This window comes from Pseudonocardia sp. ICBG601 (assembly GCF_020496245.1).
Genome location: NZ_JAHLJA010000274.1, coordinates 50,881 through 73,857 on the forward strand (window position 1 = coordinate 50,881; position 22,977 = coordinate 73,857).

Genomic DNA, 22,977 nt, shown 5'->3' on the forward strand with positions numbered 1-22,977 from the left:
GACCTCGTGCGTTCCGGAGGTGGTCGCGTGCCGTACCGACAACCCGTCCCCAGTGGTGCCGAGATGATCGTCCCTGGCGACCTGAGAGCGGTCGACCCGCTCCCCGACGATCCCGTCCCGGCACCGGGGACCGAGCCGTCGACCACGGCTCGCATCCCGGCGGGGTCCCGGGTCCTGCTCCTCAACGCCAGCTTCGAACCGCTGGCCGTCGTCACGTCGAAACGTGCGATCTGCCTGCTGCTCTCCGGCAAGGCCGAGTGCCTCCAGGAGGCGCTCGAGGGGGCGGAGTTCCGCTCCGAGTCCCTCTCGCTCCCCGCCCCGTCGGTACTGCGCCTGTCGCGCTACGTCCGGGTGCCCTACCGCCGCGTCGTCCCCATGACCCGGGCCGGTGTGCTGCGTCGCGACGCCCGCCGCTGCGCCTACTGCGGCAAACGTGCCGACACGATCGACCACGTCGTCCCGCGCAGCCGCGGCGGGGCGCACAGCTGGGAGAACTGCGTCGCCGCCTGCAAGGCCTGCAACTCCCGCAAGGCCGACCGGCTGATCGAGGAGATCGGCTGGACGCTGCGCACCACTCCGGCACCGCCGGCCCGCAACGGGGCCGGGGTCCTGGTGCTCGCGGTGGAGCCGCTGTCGGCCTGGGAACCGTGGTTGACCGCCGCCGCGTGAGCCGCTCGTCCACGGTCGGGCACGCAGAGTGATGAACTTGGCCACTATGCCCTGATCGTGGGTAGTCGCGCCGGCGAGATCGTTGCATTCAGTAATGCGACGGGCTCGGCGACCGAGCCGGACACGGGGCGGGGGGAGAGCGGGATGCACGGGCGGAGCGGACGTGAACGGGCCGCCGTCCTCGTGGGCACGATCCTGCTCGCGATGTCGGTCGGACTGGCGTTCGCGCCGGTCGCGGGCGCGGCGCAGCCGACAGGGCAGCTGCGACTCGGCCACCTGTCGCCGGGGACCGGCGCCGTCGTCGCGACGATCTCCGGCCCCGAGGGCGCGGGCTCGACCGAGCAGGTCGTCGCCCGGGACGCCGCGTACGGCGACGTCACCGGCTACCTGCGGCTCGTCCCGGGGCGTTACACGGTGACCATGCGCCCGGTCGGGAGTGACCCGGCGGGGCCGGCACCGCTGTCGGCGGGGCTGCAGATCGCACCCGGCACCACGCAGTCGCTGTTCTTCTTCGACACCGGCTCCGGCCAGGTCCGCGGTGACCTCGTCCCCGACGACCTGACCGCGCCCGCCGCCGGCTCCGGCCGGGTCCGGATCGTCCAGGGTGTCCGGACGCCCACCCCGCTGCAGGCCCTCGCGGTCGGCGGCCCCCGGCTGGCGACCGACCTCGCCTACGGCGCCGTCACCGACTACGCGACCGTCGCGGCCCGCACCTGGGACGTGCGCCTGTCCTCCGGCGCCGCGACCGAGGCCGCACAGCTCCCGGTCGGCGCCGGGTCGGTCACCACGGTCGTCGTGACCGGTGGCCCCGGCGGGGCGCTCACGGCGCACCCGATCACCGACACCCCCGGCCTGCCGGTCGGCCCCGCGCCCGCCGCCGCTCACGGCGGCGCCCCGCCGCCCCGCGGCGGCGTCCCCGCCGGTGCCGGCGGCACGGCGGACGACGACGGCCCTGGCGTGCTGCCGCTGGTGCTGTGCCTGCTCGCGGCGCCCGTCCTCGTCTACGGGACCTCGGTGCTCCGCGCCGCCCGCCGCAGGGGCTGAACGGTGGCCGGGTCGCGGACCGAGAGCAGCAGCACAGAGGGCACCCGCACCGAGGGCACCCGTCCCGACGGAACCCCCGACCCGACGTGGCTCGACGCGACCGGCCTGCCCTGGCGGGCGCCGCTGCGCGCGCCGACCGCCCCCGCCTGGACCCCGCCGCTGCGGACCCCGCCCGGGCCGGTCCGGCGGCTGCGGGCGGCGGCGTCCGGGGTGGGCGTGTCCGCGCGCGCCGGGGTCGCCCGAACCCCGGGCGGGCCCGCGGCCCGGGCCGCCGTCGCCGCCGCGGTGCTCGCGCTGCCGCTGGTCCCGGTGCTGACCCCGGCGGCGGAGCCGGGGCCGTCGTCGCCGCCGGTGGTCACCGCCGCCTCGGTCACCGGGCCGTCCGCCCCGGAGGCGACCCGCGCCGCCACCGTCGCGACGACCGGAGCCCGGGCCGCGCGTCCGGTGGCGCCGCCGTCCGGGCTGGTGGTCCCCGCGATCGGACTGACCGCCGGCGCACCGGAACAGCTGGTCGTCGGCCCGGACGGGACGCTCGGCGCCCCGGTCGACTTCGGCCGGATCGGCTGGTGGGCCGCCGGTCCCCGGCCCGGCCAGGCCGGGCCCGCGGTGATCGTCGGGCACGTCGACTCGGTCGCCGGGCCCGCGGTGTTCTGGCGGCTGCGCGACATCCCGGTCGGCGCGCAGATCGTCGTCCCGCGCACCGACGGCAGGCGGACCACCTTCACCGTCGACCGGGTCGCGACCTACCCGAAGGACGCCTTCCCCGCCGCCGAGGTCTACGGCGGCACCGCGAACGCCCAGCTCCGGCTGATCACCTGCGGCGGGTCGTTCGACCGTGCCGTCCGCTCCTACACCGACAACGTCGTCGTGTTCGCGTCCGTCCACTGAACCTCCATGCCGCCACGCCGCCACCGACCGCACCCCGCGGAGCCCCGATGAGCCGCCCCCTACGCGTCCTGCACGTCAGCCAGCCCGTCGACGGCGGGGTGGCCGCCGTCGTGCGCACGCTGTGTGCCGACCAGCACGACCGCGGCTGGGACGCCAGCCTCGCCTGCCCCGACGGTCCGCTCGCCGACGCCGCCCGCGGTGCCGGTGTGCCGGTACGGACCTGGCAGGCGACCCGTTCGCCCGGCCGGTCGGTCCTCGCGGAGGTCCGCGCGCTCGCCCGGATCGTGGCCCGCACCGCACCGGACGTCGTGCACCTGCACTCGTCGAAGGCCGGGCTGGCCGGGCGGCTCGCCGTCCGCGGTCGGGTCCCGACGATCGTCCAGCCGCACGCCTGGTCCTTCGACGCCGTCGCCGGGCCCCTCGCCCGCGCCGCCCGGACCTGGGAACGGGTCGGCGCCCGCTGGACCTCCCTGCTGCTGTGCGTCTCCGCCGACGAGCTCGCCACCGGCCGCGCGGCGGGGATCGGCGGTGCCGCGGTCGTCGTCCCGAACGGGGTCGACCTCGACCGGTTCACCCCGGGCGGGCCGGACGACGCCCGCTCCGTGCTCGGCCTCGGACCGGGGCCCTGGGCGCTGTGCCTGGGCCGGGTCACCGAGCAGAAGGGCCAGGACCTGCTGCTCGACGCCTGGCCGTCGGTCCGTGCCCGGGTTCCCGGTGCGCGGCTGCTGGTCGTCGGCGACGGACCGGACGCCGACGCGCTGCGGGCACGCTGCGCGGCCGACCCGGTGCTGCGGGACTCGGTGCTGCTGCACCCGCCGACGACCGACCCCGCGCCGTACCACCGGGCCGCGGACGTCGTGGTGCTGCCGTCGCGGTGGGAGGGCATGCCGCTGGTGGCGCTGGAGGCGATGGCCAGCGCCCGACCGGTCGTCGGCTTCGCGGTGACCGGGATGGCCGAGGCGGTCGGACCGGCCGGGCGGACCGTCCCGCCCGGCGACGTGCCCGCGCTCGCCGACGCGATCGCCCTGCGGCTCGCCGCGCCCGGCCTGGCCGCCGGGGAGGGCCGGGCGGCCCGCGCCCGGGCCGAGGAGCTGTTCGACCGGAGCCGGATGACGGCCCGGATCGTCGGAATCGTCGCCGAGCTGGCCGCTGGCGAGTGGCCCACGTCATCCCCGCCGGAGACGGCTCCGGGAAACGGATCGACGGCGGGGAGCGAGTCAGGAGTAACCGGGTGATCGACAGGACCGCTCGGTGGGGGAGGAACGCGGTGAGCAGGTCGAACGGTGTGGTGCGCGATCGGTACGCCCCGGGCACGACGCCCGTGGACCCCGCCCCGCCGCCGCCCACCCGCACGGCCACGGCCGCCGGGCCCCGCCGCCCGGGACTGCGCGTCGCCGCGGTCGCGGTGCTCGTGGGCCTGCTGGTGGCTGCGCTCGTCGCGGGGGTGTTCGCGGCGCTGCCCGGCCGCTGGGAGGGTCGGGTGGGGTTGCTCGCCCTGCCCTCGGGCTCCACCGGTTCCGCGCTGATCAGCGAGTCCGGGGTGTCCACCAGCTACGGCGAGGTCGTCACCCTGGCGATGCCCTCGATCGCGGACCTGGTGACCTCCCCGTCGACCCTCGACGCCGTCGCCGCCGCGGTGCCCGGGGGCCCGGCCCCCACCGAGTTGGCCGACGACGTGTCGGTGGAGCTGCTCGCCGGCTCCGGGGTGGCCCGGGTGTCGGTCTCGGCGGGGTCCCCGGAGCTCGCCGCGCGCCTGGCCGAGGCCTTCGCCGGACGCGTCGCCGCCGCCGACCTCCTCGCCCCGGCCGGGACGTTGCGGGTCCTCGACCGGCAGGCCACCCTGCTGGAGAAGGGCCCGGACCTCACCCTCGGCGTCGGGCTGGGCCTGATCGCCGGGACGCTCGCCGGGCTGGGCACCGCCGTGGTGCTGGTCGGCCGGATGCGTGCCCGCCGCGGGGACGTGCGCCGCTCGGTGCTCTCGACGCTGGTCGCGGCCGGGCACGGGATCGTCCCGGTGCTGAGCGCCCGCGACCCCGACGCCGGCGAGCGCCTGCTCGTGCTGGCCCGCGCCGCGGGCGGCCCGGTCCAGGTCGCTGCCGGGTCGCCCGGCGTCGCCGACGCGGTGCTCGGTCTGCAGGCCGACCTGGCCCGGGAACCCGGCGGCCGTGCGGGCGGGCAGGCCGACGAGTCGCTCGTGCTCGTCGTCGACCGGGCCGCCGACGGGGCCGACCTGGACGCGGTGGTCCGCTCGCTGCGCCCGGGCACCCGGGTGCTCGCCGCCGTCGTGTCCTGAGATGACCGTGACCCCGACCGGGGCCGACACCGGTTCCGCCTCCGGTCTCGCCCGCAGCGCCACCCGCGGGACCCTGTGGCTCGGCCTGGTCAACCTGCTGGCCAAGGGCAGCCAGATCGTCCTGATGGTCGTGCTCGCCGCGTTCCTCACCGAGTCCGAGCTCGGCCTGGTCACCGTCGCCGTGGCGCTGATCGGCGTCGGGCAGGTCGTGCAGTCGATGGGCGTCTTCGACATCGTCGCCCGCACCGACCGCGACCCCGGCACGATGGCCGGCGTCCTCATGACGATCTCGGTCGGCATCGGGGTGCTGCTGGCGCTGGCCGGGCTGCTCGGCGCCGCCCCGATCGCGGCGGCGATGGGCGCGCCGCACGCCGAACCGCTCGTGCGGATCGCGGCGCTGTCGCTGCCGTTCACCGCGGCCGGCGGCGTGCAGATGGGGCTCATGCACCGGAGCCTGCAGTTCCGCCGCCGGATGGTCCCCGACGTCGGGTCCGCGCTGGTCTCCTCGGTGCTCGCGGTCTCGCTCGCGGCGGGCGGGTTCGGCGCGCTGTCGCTGCCGGTCGGTCTGCTCGCCGGTGCGGTCGCGCTGCCGCTGCTCGGGATCGCCGCCGGGGTGCGGATCCGCCCCGGCTGGGACACTGCGGCCGCCGCCGAGGCGCTGCGCTGGACCCGGGTCGTCGGCCCGGGCGCGGTCGTCGCGGTGCTGCTGGTGAACGTCGACTACCTCGCCGTGTCCCGCACGCTCGGCCCGCACGCGGTCGGCGTGTACTCGCTGGGCTTCCGGATCGCCTGGGCGCCGTACGTGATGGTGTCGCTGGTGCTGGGTGCGGTGTCGTTCCCGGTGTACGCCCGGCTGCGCCGTGAGCGCCGGGACCTGCGGCCCGCGGTCACCCGGTTCGTCCGGGCGCTGCTCGTGCTCGCCGGGGTGCCCTACGTGGCCTTCGCCCTGCTCGCCGAACGGATCGTCGTGCTCGACGGCCGCTGGGCCCCGGCGGCCCCGGTGCTCGTCGTGCTCTGCGGGTACGGCATCGGTTTCGGCCTGCAGTACATGCTGCAGGAGGTCGTGCGGGCCGTGGACCGGCCGGGTGCCTACCTGCTGCTGCAGCTCGCGCACCTGGCGCTGCTGGTCGCCGGGCTGGCGCTGCTGGTCCCCCACGGCGTCGTCGCGACGGCCTGGGCGCAGCTCGTCGCGGTGTGGCTGGTGGTCCCGCCCGCGCTGCTCGTGCTGTACCGGGCCGGTGGCCTCCCCCGGCCGTGGCCCGTGCTGCGGACCGTGGGCGGGCTGGCCGCGGCGCTCGCCGCGGGCGAGCTCGCCGACCTCGCCGTCCGCGCCGCGGGGGCCGACGACCCGGCCTCGGTGCCCGCGTTGCTGGCGGCCGGCACCGTCGTCGTCGTGACGGTGGCCGCCGTCGCCGCGCTGACCAACCTCGACCTGCTGCGCGACCTGCGCGGTGGACTTCGCGACGCCCCGGACGACGGGGCCCGCCCGACCGACCCGGAGGTGGGGACATGCTCGCACCCGCAGAGCGGCTGAGCGCGTTCGTCGAGTGGCCCGACGAGCCGCTCCACGTCGGCGGCACCCCGGTGTACGTCGACTTCGCCACCAGCGTCCTCGACCGGGACCGGCTGCTCGCCGGCGGCGCCGCCAGCGAGATCGACCGGGGGCACGGCGCGCTCGCCGCGCTGCGCCGGAACCTGCGCCGGATCACCAACCCCGACAGCGGCACCCGTCGCAACCTCGACGTGTTCCTCGACCGGCTCCGCGCCCGGCACCCCCGCCCGACGGTGCTCGTCGTCGGGGGCGGGGAGATCGGCAACGGCGCGGACCGGCTCTACTCCGACGCGGGCGTCGAGGTCCTCGCCTTCGACATCTACGCGAGCCCGCACGTGCAGTTCGTCGCCGACGGGCACCGCATCCCGTTCGCCGCCGGAGTCGTGCACGGCGTGGTGGTGCAGGCCGTGCTGGAGCACGTGCTCGATCCGGCGACGGTCGTCGCCGAGATCCACCGCGTGCTCGTCCCTGGCGGTCTCGTCTACGCCGAGACGCCGTTCCTGCAGCAGGTCCACGAGGGCCCCTACGACTTCACCCGGTTCACCGAGTCCGGCCACCGCTGGCTGTTCCGTGACTTCGACCGCGTCGGGTCCGGGGTGGTCGGCGGGCCCGGCGTGCAGCTGATCTGGACGATCGGCGCCGTCGTGACCGGCCTGACCCGCTCCCGCGCCGCCGGGCGGGCGGTGCGGCTGGCCCTGTTCTGGCTGCGCCTGCTGGACCGGGTCATCCCGGAGCCCTTCCAGTCCGACGGCGCCAGCGGCGTGTGGTTCCTGGGGGCGCGCTCGGACACCCCGCTGCCCGCGTCGGCGATGCCCGGCGAGTACCGGGGCGCCCAGTGAGCCCCGCGGGGCCGCCGCGGGTCGCGTTCGTCCTCACCCAGGACCGGGGCGGCCCGGTCGAGGTGTGCCTGACGCTGGCCCGGGAGCTCCACCGCACCGGTGCCGCCACGGTCCGGGTGTTCGGCCCGCTGCCCGCCCGGGGCTCCGGCGTGCCGGCCGAGGTGTTCACCGAGTCCGGGGTGGGGGACAAGACCGACGTCGCCGCGGCCCGTGCGCTGCTCGCCCGGATCGACGACTGGGGTCCGGACCTGGTGCACGCCCACGACCGCCGCGCCGGCCTCGTCCTCGCGACGACGGCGTGGCGCCGCCGCCGCCCGTGGCTGCTGCAGACCTACCACGGGGTCCCCGAGGACGTCGGCGAGGCGTGGTTCCGCGGCACCGCCGCAGCGCCCGCCCCGTCGCGCTACACCCGCGCGACACTCGCCGCGGACGCCGTCGTCGGGCGGGTGCTGGACCGCACCGTGGTCTGCGCCGAACCGATGCGCCAGTTCCTGTCCGGGCGGCTGCGGGTGCCCGCGCGCCGCCTCGTGCACATCGACAACGGCCTGGACCTCGGCCCGCCCCATCCGCCCGCCGGGCCGGTGCGTCACCTCCTCACGGCCGGGCTCCTGCTGCCCCGCAAGGGGATCACCGACCTGATCGACGCGATGGAGCGGCCAGGGGTGTTCCCCGCCGACGCGACGCTGACCGTCGTCGGCGACGGCCCCGAGCGCGCCGCGATCGAGGCCCGCGCGGCCGCCTCGGGCGGCCGGATCCGGCTCCTCGGGTTCCGCACCGACGTGCCGGAGCTGATGCGTGCCGCGGACGCCGTCGTCGTGCCGTCGCGGATGGAGCAGCAGCCGCTGGTCGTGATCGAGGCGATGGCCGCGGGCAAGCCGGTGCTCGCCACCGACACCGGCGACACCACGACGATGCTCGCCGCCCCCGGCGCCGCCCGCTTCACCGCCGCCCCGGGCGACCCGGAGTCACTGGCGACGGCGTTGCGCGCGCTGTTCGCCGACCCCGACCCGGGCCTGACCGGGAAGCTGCTCGCCGCCCGGGCCGCCGAGCGGTACTCGGCGGCGGCGTCGGCCCGGTCGCACCTGGCGCTCTACCGCTCGCTGCTCGGCTGACCGGGGTGGGCGGGTCAGCGTCGCACCAGGATCGTCGCGTCAGCGGATCCGATGCTCACCGTGTCCCCGATCCGGCCCCCGTCGACGGTCCGCAGCCCGCCCGGGGCCGCCACCTCGGCGTCGTCGGGGGTGGGGTTGAGCGCCACCCAGCCGCCGGCGAAACCGCGGGTCCACACACCGGTGCGTCCGTCGCGGACCGCGGGTCCGGTCGCCGCGCCCAGGCCGAGCGACCGGTAGCCGGACCACTCGGGCAGGGAGTAGTCCCGGGTGGTCGACGGCGTCCAGCAGGAGCGCGACGGCCCGCCGAGCAGCGCGGCCCCGGCGAACCCGGCCCGCTCGGCCGCGCCGGGCCGCGCCTCGGGCCGCCCGGCGGTCGCGGTGACCAGCAGCGTCAGGTCCTGCGGCGGGGCGGCGAGCATCTCCGCCCACTGGTGGCCCTGCCAGGTGGTGAGGGCGCCGTCCTCGCCGTACTGGGCGAAGTTCTCCTCCATCGCCCCGCCGAAGCGCGCGTGCCGGGTCCAGCGGCCGGGGAACAGCCGCGCCTCGGACAGGTTCGGCACGAGCACCTTGCCCCGCTCGCCGAGCGCGGTCCCGGCGCGGGTCACCAGCGCGTCGAGGCCGTCGCGCAGCAGAGTGTCGGTGCCGTTGCGGTCGGGGGTCCCGGCGACCACGGCGTCGGAGTAGAAGCGCAGCGAGGACATGTCGTTGTCGGCGAACACCCCGTCCCAGCCGTCGCGGACGGTCTCGGCGACGATGCGCTCGGTCCAGGCCCGCTGGTAGGCCTCGTCCCACACCGCCATCTGCCAGTGCTGCGGGTAGGGCGCCCACTCGATGCGCCGGCCCGCGGTGTCGGTGGCGAACCAGGCCGGGTCGGCGGTGGCGCCGTCGACGCCGGTCGGCAGGAGCCCGCCGTGCAGCCCGACCTCGGCGTAGCCGCGGGTCGAGGACAGGTCCTTGTAGACGAGCAGGACGATCCCCGGATCCTGGGCGCGCAGCCGTCGCGCGACGTCGGTGTCCCAGGCGTTGAGGACGACGACGCCGTAGCGCCCGGCCGCGTAGCGGACCTGCTCGTCGGTCGGGGTGCCACCGGTGGCGAGCCACAGCCCGCACACCGCGGGGGCGCTCGTGGGCTCGGTCCCCGACGGTGCCGGGGGAGCGGCCGCGGCGGCACAGCCGGCGAGCACCGTCACGACCAGCACGAGCGTGACGAGGACGCGGCGGTGACACACACCTCCGATCATGCCAAGATCCCGGACCCGGGGCGTGGGGGACGGAAGGGACCGTGATGACGGAACAGGCGGTCGTGACGGGCGCGTCGAGCGGGATCGGCGCCGCGTTCGCCCGGGAGCTGGGCCGCCGCGGGGTCCCGGTACTGCTGGTGGGGCGCGACGCGGAGCGGCTCGGCGACGTCGCCGCCGGGGTGCCGCGGTCCCGGACACTCGTCGCCGACCTGGGGACCGACGCCGGTCTGGTCGCCACCGAGCAGGCGATCGCCGAGGCCCCGGTCGGGCTGCTGGTGAACAACGCCGGGACGGCCGGGCCGGGCACGCTGTCCGAGCACACCGACCACGACATCGACGCCCAGGTCGCGCTGAACCTCACCGCCGTGGCGCGGCTGTCGCGGGCCGCGCTGCCCTCGATGCTGCGCCGCGGCCGGGGCGGGATCGTCATGGTGTCCAGTTCGGCGGCGGTGCACCCCACGGCGGGCACCCCCGTCTACTCGGCGACGAAGGCGGCGGTCGAGGCGCTCGCCGGCGCGCTGCGCCACGAGGCGGCGCCACACGGGGTGCGGGTGACCGTGGTGCGCCCGGGGTTCACCCGGCCCCCGTTCCACGAGCGGCACGGCGAGGACGTGTCCTGGGTCCCGGCGTGGCGGTGGGCAACCCCAGAACAGGTGGCGTCGGCCGCGCTGGACGCGCAGCGGCGGGACACCGCGGTGGTGGAGGTGCCCGACACCCGGCTGCGGGACGCCGCGGGTCGCGTCCTGGGCCCGGTGGTGCGGATGCTCGGCCGTCGCGATCGTCACTGACGGTCATCGTTCGGTTGCGCAACGCGCGAGTTCGTGCTGTTCGGCGCCGCACGGGCCGTCGTCGCCGCGACACCCCGTAACGTTGATCAGTGGTGACGCGACCTCGCCCGCGGTGCGGCCGACCGGGCCGCCGGCGGTGGAGGAACCACTGATGGACGTCGAGACGACCGCGATCGAGGGCGTGCTGCTCTTCCGGCCGCGCCCCTTCCGCGACGACCGGGGCTTCTTCTCCCGCACCTACGACGACGCCGTGGCGCGACAGTGGGGCATCACCCGCGCCGACTACGTCCAGGACAGCCAGTCCCGCTCCGGGCACGGCGTGCTCCGCGGGCTGCACGGCCGCAACCACGGGGGCGAGGGCAAGATCATCCGGGTGGCGCACGGCGCGGCGCACCTGGTCGTCGTCGACGGACGACTGGAGTCGCCGACGCTGGGCCGTCACGTCGCCGTCCGGCTCGACGACCGCGACCTGGTCTCGATCCGGGTGCCGCGCCGGATGCTCGTCGGGTTCCAGGTGGTCGGCGAGGTCGCCGACGTCTGCTACGCCATCGACCGCGTGCACGACCCGATCCAGGCCGTCTCGGTGCACTGGGCCGACCCCGACCTCGGCGTCGACTGGCCGATGCCGCCGTCGGCCACCAGCGAACGGGACCGTGTCGCGCCGTCCTGGGCGGACTACCTGCGCACCCTCGACGGCGCTCCGGTCGAGGTCCCCAGCACGCGCGAGGAGGGCCGCCGGTGACGGCCTGCCGGTTCTGCGCGGGGACCGACGGGCAGGTCGTGCTCGACCTCGGTGTCCAGCCGGACTGCGCGACCTTCCCGCCCGCCGCCGACCCCGGTCCGGACGCGACGTTCCCGTTGCGCATGTGGCTGTGCGACGCCTGCGGGCTGGCCCAGCTCGCCGAGGACCCGGGCGGGGTGGAGGAGGTCGTCGGCCTGGAGCCCGCGGCACTGGTCGAGCAGGGCCGGGCCGCCGTCGCCGCCCTCGCCGCGGCCGGCGTCGTCGGACCGGGGGTCTCCTTCGTCGAGTACGGCAGCCCGCACGGCGGTTCCTGGGTGGCCGACCTCGCTGCGACCGGCGCGACACCGGTGGCACCGGACGAACCGGCCGACGTCGTCGTCGACAACCTCGGTCTCATGCACGACGCCGACCAGGCCGCCGCCGTACGTGAGCGGGCCGCCCGGCTGCGGCCGGGCGGGACGCTGGTGATCGGGTTCCACACGCTGCGCACGATCGTCGAGGGCGCGCAGTGGAACGCCCTGCGCCACGGCCACTTCGCCTACTACTCGACCCCGGCGCTGGTCGGGATGCTGGAGGCCGTCGGCCTCGCCGCGGTCCGGGCCTGGTGGTTCCCGCTCTACGGCGGCACCGTGCTGCTCGTCGCGCGGGCGGGCGGCGAGCAGCAGGAGTCGGTGCGGGCGATGGTCGCGGCCGAGGCCGCCGCCGGCGTGCGCGACGCGGCGACGGTCGCGTCACTGCAGCGGGCCACGGACCGGACGACGACGGGTGTGCGGGAGTTCCTGGAGGCCGAGCGCGCCGCCGGTCGCCCGGTGTGGGGCTACAGCGCGGCGTCGCGGGCGGTGGCGCTGCTGTCGCGGGCCGGGATCGGCCCGGACCTGCTGCCCGCGATCGCCGACGGCTCGGTCGCCAAGCAGGGCAGGCGCACCCCGGGGACGGCGATCCCGATCGTCGCCCCGGACGCGCTCGTCGCGGCGGCGCCGCGGTCGGTGCTGCTGTTCGTCGACGATCTGCTCCCGGAGATGCGCCGCGCACTGCCGCAGGTGGAGGCGGCCGGCGGCCGGTGGCTGCTCCCCGACGCGGTGCCGGTCCGGGCGTGACCTGGCCGGACCGGCACCGGGAGGCGTTCGTGCCCCGCCTCCCGGCGGACCGTCCGGGGACGCGCAGGGATCAGCGGCGGCGCAGCAGGGCCGAGGTGAGGCGGGCGGCGCGACCGAACGAGCGGCCCTCGGCGGAGCCGGTGCTGGCGTGGAAGGCGTGGCAGGAGGTGCCGCAGACACCGCAGTCGGTGCCGGCGCGGTAGTGGTCGTGGGCGTCGCGCTCGTGACCGCAGCGGCACAGGTCGACCGCGACTGGGGCGGCCCCGACGGGCGGCAGGGCGGTGTTCTCCGCAGCGGCCCGCGGAGCCGGGATCGCGGCGGCGGGGACGGTGCCGACGGGGACGGTGGTGGCGGGGGTCTCGGGCGTGACGTTCATGGTTCCTCCTCGGTGCACGAGGGCCGTGCGGCCGTGCTGCCCCTGATATCGCCCCGTCCGTCGGGACCGTCAGCACCAGCGCCGTGGGTTCCCTGCATCTGATGACACAGCACGTCCCTGTGACTGCGCTGTGTGCACACTGAAGGTCTGTCGTGCACGGTCCGGTGGCGTGGCGCACCACCGGGAGTGGGACCGTGCGGTGTCGCGTAACGCCGTGCGCGTGGACGCGACGGACCGGACGACCACCCACGCCCGACCCAGGAGCCCCGATGCGCAATGCCGTCCCCCCGACCCGGCACGACGACGTGGTGCCCGGCCTGCGTGGCGGGCGTCCCCGTCGGCGCGGGCGGCGGGTGCTGGCCGTGCTGCTGGCGCTGGTGCTCGTGCTGCTGCTCGCGGTCGGCGGCGTGGTGGCCTACCTGACCTCCAGCATCGGCGGCGGCATCGCCCGCATCCCGGATGCGTTCCGCGGGATCGACGCGGGAAGCCGTCCCGCCACGTCCGGCGGCACCACGTTCCTGCTCGTCGGCACCGACTCCCGGGCCGAGGCACCCACCACCGGCACCGACGCCGCCCCGGGGGTCGACGCCGGTTCCCAGCGGTCCGACGTGATCATGCTCGGCACCCTCGCCCCCGACGGCGAGCACGCCAGCGTCGTGTCGATCCCGCGCGACTCCTGGGTCGACGTCCCCGGCCGCGGCATGAACAAGATCAACGCTGCCTACGCCTTCGGCGGTGCCCCGCTGCTCATCGAGACCGTGGAGAAGCTGACCGGGGTGCGGGTGGACCACTTCGGTGTCGTCGACTTCGCCGGGTTCACCTCGCTCGTCGACTCGGTCGGCGGCATCGACGTGACCGTCGCGCAGGCCACCAGCAACGCCGGGGTGGACTTCCGGGCGGGGGAGAACCACCTCGACGGCGCCCAGGCCCTGGCCTACGTCCGTCAGCGCCACGGCCTCCCGAACGGCGACATCGACCGCGCCGCCCGCCAGCAGAACGCGATCAAGGCGCTGCTCGCAAAGGTGCAGGAGAAGGCCACCACGGACCCGACCGCGCTCTACTCGTTCGCGACCAGTGTCGGCGACGCGGTGAGCGTGGACGACTCGCTGTCGAACACCGGGCTGGTCCGGCTGGCCCTGGAGAACCGCAACCTGCGCGGGTCGGGCGTCGCGTTCGTGACGGCGCCGGTGGCCGGACTGGGCCGGGAGGGCGAGCAGTCGGTCGTCTACCTGGACGAGCAGCGCCGTGCGGAGCTGTGGGGAGCGGTCCGCAACGGGGCGGTGGCGCAGTACGCGGACCGCAACCCGACGGAGGCGCTGAGCTCGACGCCGTCGTGACCTATATCGTTCCTCGATGTACTGTTCTTCGATGTATCGAGGAACGATGCATCTGGGGGGATGTCATGACAGTGGATTCGTGGGTGCTCAGCGCCGTCAGGCCCGAGTTGCACAGGTAGTCAGGGGTCGTGAGCCGTCGGTGCTGGTCAGCTGGCTGCTTGATCGGGATCTGGGGCACTAATCGGTAGTCTCGGGTAGTGCCGTTCGTTCGGAAGGTGAAGACGGCCTCCGGGGCGACAGCGGTGCAGGTCGTGGAGAAGCGCCACGGCGTCCGCCGGATCGTCGCCCACGTCGGCTCCGCGCACGATGACGCCGAGCTCGCAGTCCTGATCGCCTCAGCACGAGACCGCATCCATGCAAGCCAACAGGCGCTGGACCTGGACACCCCGGCCGCTGGGGGTGCAGGTGGGGCGATCGTGACCGAGTCGTCGAGCGAGGTCCTGTGGAACGTCCTGATCGAGGCCTACCGTCGCCTCGGCTTCGACCAGCTCGCAGACGAGGCGTTCCGGGCACTCGTGCTCGCGCGAATCGTCGAGCCCACCAGCAAGTCCGCCGCAGTAGGGGTCCTCGACGAGCTCGGCGTGGCCGCGCCGCACCGCAACACCTTCACCGCGGCGTTGCGCCGCTGCGTGGACAAGGACTACCGAGCCGCCCTCGCCGCCGCCTGTGCTGCGGCCTCGCGCCGGTCGGGTCCGGTGTCGCTGGTGCTCTACGACGTGACCACGCTGCACTTCGAGGTCGAGAACGAGGACAAGCTGCGCAAGGTCGGGATGAGCAAGGAACGCCGGGTCGACCCGCAGATCCAGGTCGGGCTGCTCGTGGACCCGTCCGGGTTTCCACTCGAGGTCCGCTGCTTCGAAGGGAACAAGGCCGAGACCACCACCCTGCTCCCGGTGCTCGACGAGTTCCGTAAGCGGCACCAGGTCAGGGACATGGTCGTCGTCGCGGCCGCCGGGATGTTGTCCGCGAGCAACCTAAACGCGTTGGAGGACAACGAGTTCTCGTTCATCGTTGGGTCGAGGATCAGCAAGGCGCCCTACGACCTGGCCATGCACTTCGAACGCCACGGCAACGCCTTCGACGATGGCCAGATCCTCGAGTCACGCCGCGACATAGGGACGGGTAAGGCGAAACGCTCGCGCCGGACCGTCTACCAGTACCGGTTCGCCCGGCACAAACACGACGACCGGGCGATCAACGCCATGGTCGACCGCGCCGAGAAGGTCGCCGCCGGCACCCGGCCGTTGAAGAAGGACCGCTTCGTGCGCATCGCCAACAGCGGAACCGAGGTCGACTGGGCCCTGGTCGAACGCGCCCGCCAGCTCGCGGGTTTGAAGGGCTACGTCACCAACCTGCCAGAGGCCACCATGGGTGGACTCGCGATCGTGGCCGCCTACCACGACCTGTGGCAGGTCGAGGCCAGCTTCCGCATGACCAAATCCGACCTACGCGCCCGGCCGGTCTTCCACCGCGAACGCGACACCATCGAAGCCCACCTCACCGTCGTCTTCGCCGCCCTCGCGGTCTCGCGGCACCTGCAGGACGCCACCGGAGTGACCATCAAGACACTGGTCAGGACCCTGCGTCCGCTACGCACCATCCGCGTCGACGTCGGCGGTCACCCGATCACTGCAGCGCCGCAGATCACCGACCAGGCCCGCGCCATCCTCAACCGGCTACCCGCCATCAACGCCCCGGGGCACTAAACCTGTGCAACTCGGGTCAGGCTGGTCGCGAGGCTCTACTTCGTGCTGCTGGCGGTCGGGCTGGCGGTCCTCGCCGCGGCGGCGGTCGGGAAGATCGGACAGTCGCTGGCCGGGGAGCCGACGTCGTACGTGTTCGAGCTGGGGTACGACCACCCGCCGCTGGCGGACTCCGCGCGGATGGTCGAGGGAACGCCCCTGGTGACCGACCACGACTCGCCGCGCCTCGGCTCGGTGCTCGCCGAGCTGCCGCAGCTCCTGCCCACTCTCTACGGGGCGGTGGTCATCGGCCTCGCGCTGCGGGCACTGGACCTGGCGCGGGAGCGGGGCCTGTTCTGCGACGGCCTGCCGCACCGGGTGGGCCTGCTGGGCTGGGCGCTGGCGGGCCAGCCGGTGTGGGCCCTGGTCGAGGCGACGACCACCGCGTACCTGCGCAGCCAGGTGCTGGCAGGTGCGACCGTCGGCAGTGAGCTGGGCCCGGCGTTCGGCGCGGCGCTCGAGTGGTCGACGGTGGCCGTCGGCGTCGGGGTCCTGTTGCTGCGCTCGATCATCGTCGAGGGCGTCGGGATGCGGCGCGAGCTCGACGGGACGGTGTAGCGGTGCCGGCGGAGGACGGGGCGGCGATCGAGATCCACCTCGACGCGCTGCTGGCACAGCGGGGGATGACGCTCACCGAGCTCGCACGCCGGGTCGGTGTCACGCACGCGAACCTGTCGGTGCTCAAGAACGGCCGGGCCCGCGCGATCCGGTTCTCGACGCTGTCGGCGATCTGTGCGGTGCTGGGCTGTCAGCCGGGAGATCTGATGAGCCACCGGGTCGGGGAGCCGTCGCTCCCCGACCCGCGGTGAAGGCCGATCAGGCCCAGATCTTCCAGGGCGCCTCGCCGCGCGCCCACAGGTCGTTGAGGTACTCGTAGTCCTTGAAGGTGTCCATCGCCGACCAGAAGTCCTCGTGGCGGTGCACGTTGAGCTGTCCGTCGCGGGCCAGTCGCTGCAGCGGCTCGTGCTCGAGCCACACGCCGTCGTCGCCGGGCTCGCCGAGGTAGCTGTCGAGGAACTCGCGCCGGAAGGCGAAGAAGCCGCCGGAGACGAAGCCGGTGACCTGGGTGGGCTTCTCGTTGAACTCCACGACCCGGTCGCCCTCGACGTTCATCTCGCCGAACTTGGAGGTCGGGTGCACCCCGGTGACGGTGCCGATCTTCCCGGACTCCTCGTGCTCCTTGGCCAGGGCGGTGATGTCGACGGTACCGACGCCGTCGCCGTAGGTGAGGAAGAAGTTCTCGGTGTCGACGTACTGCGCGATCTTCCGGACGCGCGAGCCGGTCGCGGCCTCCAGCCCGGTCTCGGCGAAGGTGATCTCCCAGTCCTCGTCGACGCTGTTGTGGAAGTCGATGCGGTGCCGGTCCGACATGGACAGGGTGAAGTCCGCGGAGCGGGCCCGGTAGTCGAGGAAGTACTCCTTGATCGCCCAGCTCTTGTAGCCCAGGCACAGGACGAACCGGCGGAAGCCGTGCTCCCGGTAGGTCTTCATGATGTGCCAGACGATCGGCCGTCCGCCGATCTCGACCATCGCCTTCGGCAGGCTCTCGGAGGCCTCCCGGATGCGGGTGCCCTTGCCTCCGCAGAGGATGACGACGGGAGTCTCGGGATCCATGGGCTGAGTATCCGTTCCTTCGTGGGGAGCGTGGTGGGCGGCGGCGCCTGTCGTACAGGGGAACCGAACACCACTACCGCACTGTTAGCGCCGTGTGTCTGTTCGCCGGCTCACACCGTGCGGGAACGGACACGTATCGTCACTCTAGTGTTACGCAGCGCGATGGTGCGTTGCTGCGACCTGGGGCGCCGCAGCGACGCCGCCTCGGCCCGGTGCTTCCGGTTCGGAAACATATCCGGCCGGCGCAGGTCGGTGGACGGTCGACCGCGGTGACCCGACCCCGGTCATGCACCTCATGATCTCCGCCGTCGTGGAGGAGGTGGGGGAACGGGGTCAGTAGGCGCCCCCGGCGCGGGCGACCGCACCGGCGGTGCGGGCCAGCATCCCGAACTCGGTGCCGTGCTTGCCGACGCGGGACTGGCGGAAGAGCACCGGGCCGCCGTCGAGCTTCACCGCGATCGCGACGGCCAGCATGACCGGGGCGAGCAGAAGGATGCAGCAGCGCGGCGACGGCGTTGAGGACCGTGTAGGCGCGGCCGGCGGTGCGGTCACACTCAGCGGTCGATCATGGGTGGATCGAGGACGCGCATGTGGCACCGGGCTACCAACGCGGGTAGCGGACGGTCGACGCTGACGAACCGTTCTCGCGTTCGACGCTGCAGGCGGGCCTGGTGACGTCGAGCGCCCGGCGGGTGCGGCCGTTCGGTGCGTCGTCGGACTCCAGTCCGGACAGCCGCAGGTCGTCCGCCCGGTCGAACCGGCTGCGAGAGTGGAGCCGCACGTGGTGCTGTGTTGCCAGCAGCGTCGGGGAGCGACGAACGGCGACGCGGCGTAGCCGGTGTCCTGATCCCTCGGCTGCGATCGCGGGATCAGCGCGGTCGCGGTGAGTGGTGAGAAGGTGCCGTGCACGACGCCGTGGGAGAGCGGCACGAGTAGCGAGCCTGATACGCCCTCTGTGAGACCGAGGCCGGTTATGCCCGACCGCGGAACAATTAAAACAGGACTGCTGCTGCGATCACAGCCCATCGTCCGGCCGGTGCGTATGTCAGTATGGCTGCTGGCGCAGACGTCAATAGTATGATCGATTGTGTGCTCGAGCGCCACCTCAGACTTTGCTTGATCAACACAGTCAGTGCGGAGCAGAATTCGTGATGCGTCGAGCCTGGTAGATCCTGTCGTCCGAAGGAGCGAGATGCTGCACCTATCCGCTAGGAGAGAAGCTTGAGAGTCATGTTCGACTGCTACTGGTGGTTCGAGGGCCCGCCGTCGAACAGGCATGTTCTTCGCGATATTGTGACCATGTGGAGCGCTGAGTATCCCCAGGACGAGTTGGCCGGGCTGTTCTACGAGAACAACCGCAAAGAGCTGGCCAAGGGTAGTGACTTTCCAGGTGCCTGTTACCGGACCCGGCTGCACCCCCACGGCGTGGGTGTGGCGTTGGGTAGTTGGGCGGCTTTGAGAGACTTTCAACCGTGCGTGTACATCGGTCAGAATTTCACTCCGATCTTGAAGAGTTCCGCCGTAAAGCTGACGTACGTACACGACTTGATGTTCCTCGAGCACCCGGAGTGGTTCTCCCTCGTCGAGCGTACATACTTTCGCGGAGGCTTATTCAGGGCCCGTGAAATAACGATCTAGCCCGGCGTGTCGGGTTGGGCGACAGCCCGTCCATCGCGAAGATTGGTTTGTCGAATCAATCCGAGATGAATGGGCTGTCGCAGTATGTACTATACCACTGGCTTTCGGCGTGATGAGATTCAGGATCTTGCCGCTCTGGTGCATGAGCAGGATCAGCGGAACGCGACTGGCCTGCGACGGCCTTGGCCGCCGATTCTGGGATTGTTCTGGTCGGTGGTGATCACGTTGGCGTATCTGCGCGGGAATCGTGTGCAGTGGGAGTTGGCGGAAACCTACGGGGTGTCGCAGTCGACGGTCAGTCGAGCGATCGCGGGGGTGACACCGTTGCTGGCGCAGGCGCTGCGGAGTGTCGTTCCGACTGCGGAGGAGCTTCGTGCCGATCGGCAGTACATCATCGACGGAACCCTGCTGCCCTGCTGGTCATGGACCGCCGTACCAGGTCTGTGGTCGGGCAAGCATCGCACCACCGGCGTCGTCGTCCAGGTCGCAGCCACCCTGGAAGGGCAGCTGTCGTGGATCTCCGACCCGACCCCAGGCTCCCGACACGACCTACATTGCCTCGACCAATCCGGCGCCCTCGACCACCTCGCCACATACCCACCGATCGGCGATAAAGGCTACATCGGGCGCGGCATGCTCACCCCGTTCAAAAAACAACCCGGCCGGGAACTTCTCGACTGGCAGAAAACATTCAACAAGAGCCTCAACCGCACACGCGCCACCATCGAGCGAGTCATCGCCCATATCAAGTCGTGGAAAGTTCTCCACACAGACTACCGCCGACCCTACGCCACATTTAAAACGACGATCTCGGCAGTCATCGGACTCATCTTCTACGCACTTACCTGACGGAGCCTGAATAAGCCTCGCGGGATGAATCTGACCGCTCGATTCGCCGACTCGATCGTTACCTCGTCTGAATCTGAGGCCAAGCGGATTGCAAGGCATGTCTCCCGGCCTGTAGATGCGGTCGGTCTCGGCCTCAGTAGTGAACTGACCGAGATTACGCCAACGAAATCTGTCGCGACGCGGCTTGGCCTGGTCGCCGATAGCTTCATTCTTGCTGTTGGACGCCTCAATAAGAGAAAGAACCTTGGACGGGCGATCGACGCAGCTCGAGCGAGCGGGCTTGTATGCAAGGATTTTCCGCTGGTAGTGGTCGGCGAGCGTGATGGGCGTCAATCACAGTTGTCTGAATCCGCACGCGAAGGGATAGATCGGAATGAGATTCTGTTTACTGGGTATATCGGCGACTCAGAGCTGACGTGGTTGTACAAGAATACTCGAGCGCTAGTCTTCGTGTCGTTCGATGAGGGCTTCGGGATGCCTCCGGTCGAAGCGGCATTCTTCGGCACGAAGTCGGTGGTGAGCGACATTCCTGTGTTCCGTGAGACACTTCAAGATAATGCCGTGTTTGTCAATCCGAATGACGTTCAAGATATTAGTCGAGGAATACGTCAGGTCTGCGATCAGCCTGCTATGTCGATCGAACCCTCGTGGTGGCAGAGCAAACACTCTTGGGAGGTCAGCGTTTCAAGAATCAGACACCTCGCCATGACATTAGCGCAAGGGCGGCGTTGAATCGTTCAGTATGCGTGATCCTGGACGACTCTCTCCAGTGAGCCTTTCCCAACCTGTTTGTGCTGGTCAGGCGGTGGTGATCATGAGGGTCTGGATCGCTGCGACGAGCTGAGCAGCCTGGGAGGGGCTGGAGCGGATCTTGCGGAGGATCTTCCAGTTCTTCAGCTCGGCGTTGACCCGCTCACCCGGTGCCCGCCGTCGGGCGTGAGCGGCGTTGACGGCCTTCTGATTCGCTGACAGGGGCCGGTACCGGCCGGTGTCGAGATCGCGGCGTCGGCGTCGGTGCGGGACGGTGATCGCGGGACCGCCGCCCTGGTAGGCGGTGTCAGCGACCGCCCGCACCCCGGTGGTGTTGACCGCGTCGATGATCCCGTGGATCCGGGCAGCGCCCATGTCGTGCCGTGCCCCCGGTAGCGGCGGGGAGATCCACACCAGCCGACCCGCGGGGTCGGCGATGACCTGCACATTCAGCCCGTGACACTTGTGCTTCCCGCTATAGAACGCCCGGTCATAGCCCGAGCCCATGCCGACCCGGTCGATACGCAGCAGCGTCCCGTCCAGGATCACGAACGCCTTCCCGGCCGCGACCGTGATGGCCTGCTCCAGGGTCGGCGCGAGCGCAGCGAGCAGCCCGATCGCCTCGGCGACATACCGGGACACCGTGGACTTCCCGACTCTGAATCCGCTGGCCAGGTCGGTGTAGGTCTCGCCCTTACGTAGGTGCGCGAGCACGAGCAGGGCCTGACGGGCCGGGGTCAGGAGCCGCCACCGGGTCCCGATCCGGCGACGATGTCCGCGCAGCAGCCCGGCCAGGACACGAACCGTGCGAGTGGACATCGACATCCCGGATGGGTAGGACAACACGCGGGGCTCCTCGGTAGGCGGTGGCGCGACAGCTATCCGTCTACCAGGAGCCCCACCCATCTCACGACAAGCCACGCACCTCACACCCCTGACCAGCACAAACAGGTTGGGAAAGGCTCAGTGAGGCTTTGCCAACCTGGCAGACGGGCTGGTCGAGGCCGGTCCAGCGTGGCGTGACTCCGTACGGCTGAAGCTCCCGGCTGGCAGGCTCCGCTCGTGTTGCCCACCTGCGTACGGGTGGGACTTACGCTGACCTGGCTTGCGGTGGAGTGACCGCTCGTCTCCACCCGGCTGCCGCCCAGCTCAGACGCCATGAGTCGAACAGTAGTTCGAGTATAGTGGAGTGCGTGGACGGAACCTGGCAGACCGGCGACGAGGAGCTTCTCCTCGCGGTCGCGGCCGTCCAGGAGCGGATCAACCGCGAGTCCCACGCCCTGGTGGCGCTGGTCGCGGAGGTCGCGACCCGGGGCCTGGCCGAGGCACGGGGCTTCCGCCACACCGCGGACCTGCTGCGTACGGTGCAGAACGTGTCGCTGTCGACCGCCCGCGCCCGCGTCGACGCCGCCCGGAAGCTCTCGCCGCTGTTCCTGATCACCGGCGAGCAGGTCGACGCCGAGCTCCCCGAACTGGCCGCTGCGTTCGCCGAGGGCGCGGTGACGCCCGAGCACGTCCGCGTGATCGTCCGGGTGCTGGCTGCGCTCCCGCCGCACCTCGACGAACATCGGCCTGCGCTGGAGGCCGACCTGGTCCACCACGCCCGCGGCCTGGACCCCGACGCGGTGGAGAAGCTGGGCCGGCGCGCGATCGCGATGCTCGACCCGGACGGGCCCCGTCCCCAGGAGCCCACGCCGTCGCGCAACCGGCTCACGCTGCGCCCGCAGGGTGCGGGGTTCGAGGCGCGGGGCTGGCTGGACATCGAGTCCGCGGCGCTGCTGCGTACCGCCCTGTCGCCGCTGTCCGCTCCGGCCCCTGCCGACGGGCCGGCCGGAGCGGGGCGCGACGAGCGATCGACGGCCGAGCGCATGGGCGACGGGCTGGCCGAACTGGCCCGCCGCATGCTCGCGACCGACGGATTCGGGATCGAGAACGGGCAGCCGGTCGCGCTCACCGTGACCGTGCCGCTGGAGACCCTGACCACGGCCACCGGGACGGCGCTGCTCGGGTTCGGTGCGGGCGGACTGGCCGCGCCGGTCCTCGCGCAGGACGCGCTGCGGCTGGCCTGCGACGCGAAGGTGGTGCCGGTCGTGCTCGCGGGCACGGGGGAGCCGTTGGCGGTCGGGCGCGAACACCGGCTCGCGACCCGGGCGCAGCGCCGGGCCCTGGCCCAACGCGACGGCGGGTGCGCCTTCCCCGGCTGCGAGGCCCCACCGCAGTGGTGCGTGGCCCACCACGTCGTGCACTGGGCCTCGGGCGGAGCCACCGACCTGGACAATCTGGTGCTGCTGTGCGCGCACCACCACCGCATGATCCACACGGGGGACTGGTTGGTGGTGGTCACCAGCGGATTCCCGGTGTTCCACCCGCCGCCCTGGATACCGGGCGGCCCGCGCCGCAACCTCC

25 protein-coding genes are annotated in these 22,977 nt (G+C 72.7%); 19 read left to right on the forward strand and 6 right to left on the reverse strand.

Annotation, left to right across the window (positions count from 1 at the left end):
• Nucleotides 1-63: 63 nt before the first annotated feature.
• The 8 genes from KPL57_RS65340 (at nt 64) to KPL57_RS71650 (ending at nt 8,397) form a co-directional block, all read left to right on the forward strand.
• Complete coding sequence (locus tag KPL57_RS65340; RefSeq protein ID WP_226359472.1) at nt 64-669, forward strand: HNH endonuclease; 606 nt, start codon at nt 64-66, stop codon at nt 667-669.
• 144 nt (nt 670-813) lie between these two features.
• Nucleotides 814-1,713 (forward strand): DUF4397 domain-containing protein, encoded by a 900-nt coding sequence (locus KPL57_RS65345; protein WP_226359473.1) that lies wholly within the window; start codon nt 814-816, stop codon nt 1,711-1,713.
• Nucleotides 1,714-1,716: 3 nt separating this feature from the next.
• Entirely contained in the window at nt 1,717-2,601 is an 885-nt protein-coding gene (locus tag KPL57_RS65350) for a class F sortase (RefSeq protein WP_226359474.1), read from the forward strand.
• Between the two features lie 47 nt (nt 2,602-2,648).
• Nucleotides 2,649-3,836: a glycosyltransferase gene (locus tag KPL57_RS65355; RefSeq protein ID WP_226359475.1), complete on the forward strand. Its 1,188-nt coding sequence runs from the start codon at nt 2,649-2,651 to the stop codon at nt 3,834-3,836.
• 32 nt (nt 3,837-3,868) lie between these two features.
• The gene (locus KPL57_RS65360) at nt 3,869-4,894 is read left to right on the forward strand and encodes a hypothetical protein (protein WP_226359476.1); all 1,026 of its coding nucleotides are present in this window, start codon (nt 3,869-3,871) and stop codon (nt 4,892-4,894) included.
• Nucleotide 4,895: 1 nt separating this feature from the next.
• Nucleotides 4,896-6,428: an oligosaccharide flippase family protein gene (locus KPL57_RS65365; RefSeq protein ID WP_226359477.1), complete on the forward strand. Its 1,533-nt coding sequence runs from the start codon at nt 4,896-4,898 to the stop codon at nt 6,426-6,428.
• Nucleotides 6,404-7,285: a methyltransferase domain-containing protein gene (locus KPL57_RS65370; RefSeq protein WP_226359478.1), complete on the forward strand. Its 882-nt coding sequence runs from the start codon at nt 6,404-6,406 to the stop codon at nt 7,283-7,285. The genes KPL57_RS65365 and KPL57_RS65370 overlap by 25 nt, the downstream gene beginning before the upstream one ends.
• The gene (locus KPL57_RS71650) at nt 7,282-8,397 is read left to right on the forward strand and encodes a glycosyltransferase family 4 protein (protein WP_226359479.1); all 1,116 of its coding nucleotides are present in this window, start codon (nt 7,282-7,284) and stop codon (nt 8,395-8,397) included. The genes KPL57_RS65370 and KPL57_RS71650 overlap by 4 nt, the downstream gene beginning before the upstream one ends.
• A 14-nt stretch (nt 8,398-8,411) precedes the next feature.
• Here the strand turns inward: KPL57_RS71650 and KPL57_RS65380 are convergent, their stop codons facing one another.
• A complete protein-coding gene (locus KPL57_RS65380; protein ID WP_226359480.1) occupies nt 8,412-9,638 on the reverse strand; it encodes a putative glycoside hydrolase in 1,227 nt (408 codons plus the stop codon).
• 44 nt (nt 9,639-9,682) lie between these two features.
• Here KPL57_RS65380 and KPL57_RS65385 point away from each other — a divergent pair, with 44 nt between their 5' ends.
• The 3 genes from KPL57_RS65385 (at nt 9,683) to KPL57_RS65395 (ending at nt 12,265) form a co-directional block, all read left to right on the forward strand.
• Nucleotides 9,683-10,426, forward strand: coding sequence for an SDR family oxidoreductase (locus tag KPL57_RS65385; protein ID WP_226359481.1), 744 nt, complete (start codon nt 9,683-9,685; stop codon nt 10,424-10,426).
• Nucleotides 10,427-10,577: 151 nt separating this feature from the next.
• Nucleotides 10,578-11,168 carry a dTDP-4-dehydrorhamnose 3,5-epimerase family protein gene (locus KPL57_RS65390; protein WP_226359482.1) on the forward strand — a complete coding sequence of 197 codons (591 nt, stop codon included), beginning with the start codon at nt 10,578-10,580 and terminating at the stop codon, nt 11,166-11,168.
• Nucleotides 11,165-12,265 carry a methyltransferase domain-containing protein gene (locus KPL57_RS65395; protein WP_226359483.1) on the forward strand — a complete coding sequence of 367 codons (1,101 nt, stop codon included), beginning with the start codon at nt 11,165-11,167 and terminating at the stop codon, nt 12,263-12,265. The genes KPL57_RS65390 and KPL57_RS65395 overlap by 4 nt, the downstream gene beginning before the upstream one ends.
• 70 nt (nt 12,266-12,335) lie before the next feature.
• On the opposite strand, the gene KPL57_RS65400 is transcribed toward KPL57_RS65395, so the two are convergent.
• Entirely contained in the window at nt 12,336-12,641 is a 306-nt protein-coding gene (locus KPL57_RS65400) for a hypothetical protein (RefSeq protein WP_226359484.1), read from the reverse strand.
• A 269-nt stretch (nt 12,642-12,910) separates the two neighbouring features.
• Between KPL57_RS65400 and KPL57_RS65405 the strand changes: the two genes are divergently transcribed.
• The 4 genes from KPL57_RS65405 to KPL57_RS65420 all read left to right on the forward strand — a co-directional run bounded on the left by KPL57_RS65405 (nt 12,911) and on the right by KPL57_RS65420 (nt 16,529).
• A complete protein-coding gene (locus KPL57_RS65405) occupies nt 12,911-13,978 on the forward strand; it encodes an LCP family protein (RefSeq protein ID WP_226359485.1) in 1,068 nt (355 codons plus the stop codon).
• Nucleotides 13,979-14,175: 197 nt separating this feature from the next.
• Nucleotides 14,176-15,684, forward strand: coding sequence for an IS1634 family transposase (locus KPL57_RS65410; RefSeq protein ID WP_226359486.1), 1,509 nt, complete (start codon nt 14,176-14,178; stop codon nt 15,682-15,684).
• Nucleotides 15,685-15,726: 42 nt separating this feature from the next.
• The gene (locus tag KPL57_RS65415; RefSeq protein ID WP_226359487.1) at nt 15,727-16,278 is read left to right on the forward strand and encodes a hypothetical protein; all 552 of its coding nucleotides are present in this window, start codon (nt 15,727-15,729) and stop codon (nt 16,276-16,278) included.
• A gap of 2 nt (nt 16,279-16,280) precedes the next feature.
• The gene (locus KPL57_RS65420; protein WP_075310724.1) at nt 16,281-16,529 is read left to right on the forward strand and encodes a helix-turn-helix transcriptional regulator; all 249 of its coding nucleotides are present in this window, start codon (nt 16,281-16,283) and stop codon (nt 16,527-16,529) included.
• A 7-nt stretch (nt 16,530-16,536) separates the two neighbouring features.
• On the opposite strand, the gene KPL57_RS65425 is transcribed toward KPL57_RS65420, so the two are convergent.
• The 3 genes from KPL57_RS65425 to KPL57_RS65435 all read right to left on the reverse strand — a co-directional run bounded on the left by KPL57_RS65425 (nt 16,537) and on the right by KPL57_RS65435 (nt 18,115).
• Complete coding sequence (locus KPL57_RS65425; protein WP_226359488.1) at nt 16,537-17,334, reverse strand: glucose-1-phosphate cytidylyltransferase; 798 nt, start codon at nt 17,332-17,334, stop codon at nt 16,537-16,539.
• 333 nt (nt 17,335-17,667) lie between these two features.
• Complete coding sequence (locus KPL57_RS71655) at nt 17,668-17,886, reverse strand: sugar transferase (protein ID WP_308187836.1); 219 nt, start codon at nt 17,884-17,886, stop codon at nt 17,668-17,670.
• Between the two features lie 49 nt (nt 17,887-17,935).
• Nucleotides 17,936-18,115, reverse strand: coding sequence for a hypothetical protein (locus tag KPL57_RS65435; protein ID WP_226359489.1), 180 nt, complete (start codon nt 18,113-18,115; stop codon nt 17,936-17,938).
• 449 nt (nt 18,116-18,564) lie between these two features.
• On the opposite strand from KPL57_RS65435, the gene KPL57_RS65440 reads away from it, so the two are divergent.
• The 3 genes from KPL57_RS65440 to KPL57_RS65450 all read left to right on the forward strand — a co-directional run bounded on the left by KPL57_RS65440 (nt 18,565) and on the right by KPL57_RS65450 (nt 20,553).
• Entirely contained in the window at nt 18,565-18,972 is a 408-nt protein-coding gene (locus KPL57_RS65440; RefSeq protein ID WP_226359490.1) for a hypothetical protein, read from the forward strand.
• A gap of 84 nt (nt 18,973-19,056) precedes the next feature.
• On the forward strand, nt 19,057-19,821 hold the full coding sequence (locus KPL57_RS65445; RefSeq protein WP_226350834.1) for a transposase family protein: 765 nt from the start codon (nt 19,057-19,059) through the stop codon (nt 19,819-19,821).
• Nucleotides 19,822-19,845: 24 nt separating this feature from the next.
• The gene (locus KPL57_RS65450; RefSeq protein WP_226359491.1) at nt 19,846-20,553 is read left to right on the forward strand and encodes a glycosyltransferase family 1 protein; all 708 of its coding nucleotides are present in this window, start codon (nt 19,846-19,848) and stop codon (nt 20,551-20,553) included.
• 66 nt (nt 20,554-20,619) lie between these two features.
• Here the strand turns inward: KPL57_RS65450 and KPL57_RS65455 are convergent, their stop codons facing one another.
• Nucleotides 20,620-21,417 carry a transposase family protein gene (locus KPL57_RS65455; protein WP_226351139.1) on the reverse strand — a complete coding sequence of 266 codons (798 nt, stop codon included), beginning with the start codon at nt 21,415-21,417 and terminating at the stop codon, nt 20,620-20,622.
• A 347-nt stretch (nt 21,418-21,764) separates the two neighbouring features.
• Between KPL57_RS65455 and KPL57_RS65460 the strand changes: the two genes are divergently transcribed.
• Nucleotides 21,765-22,977, forward strand: a 1,213-nt coding sequence (locus tag KPL57_RS65460) for an HNH endonuclease signature motif containing protein (RefSeq protein ID WP_226359492.1), incomplete at its 3' end; no start/stop codon positions are given.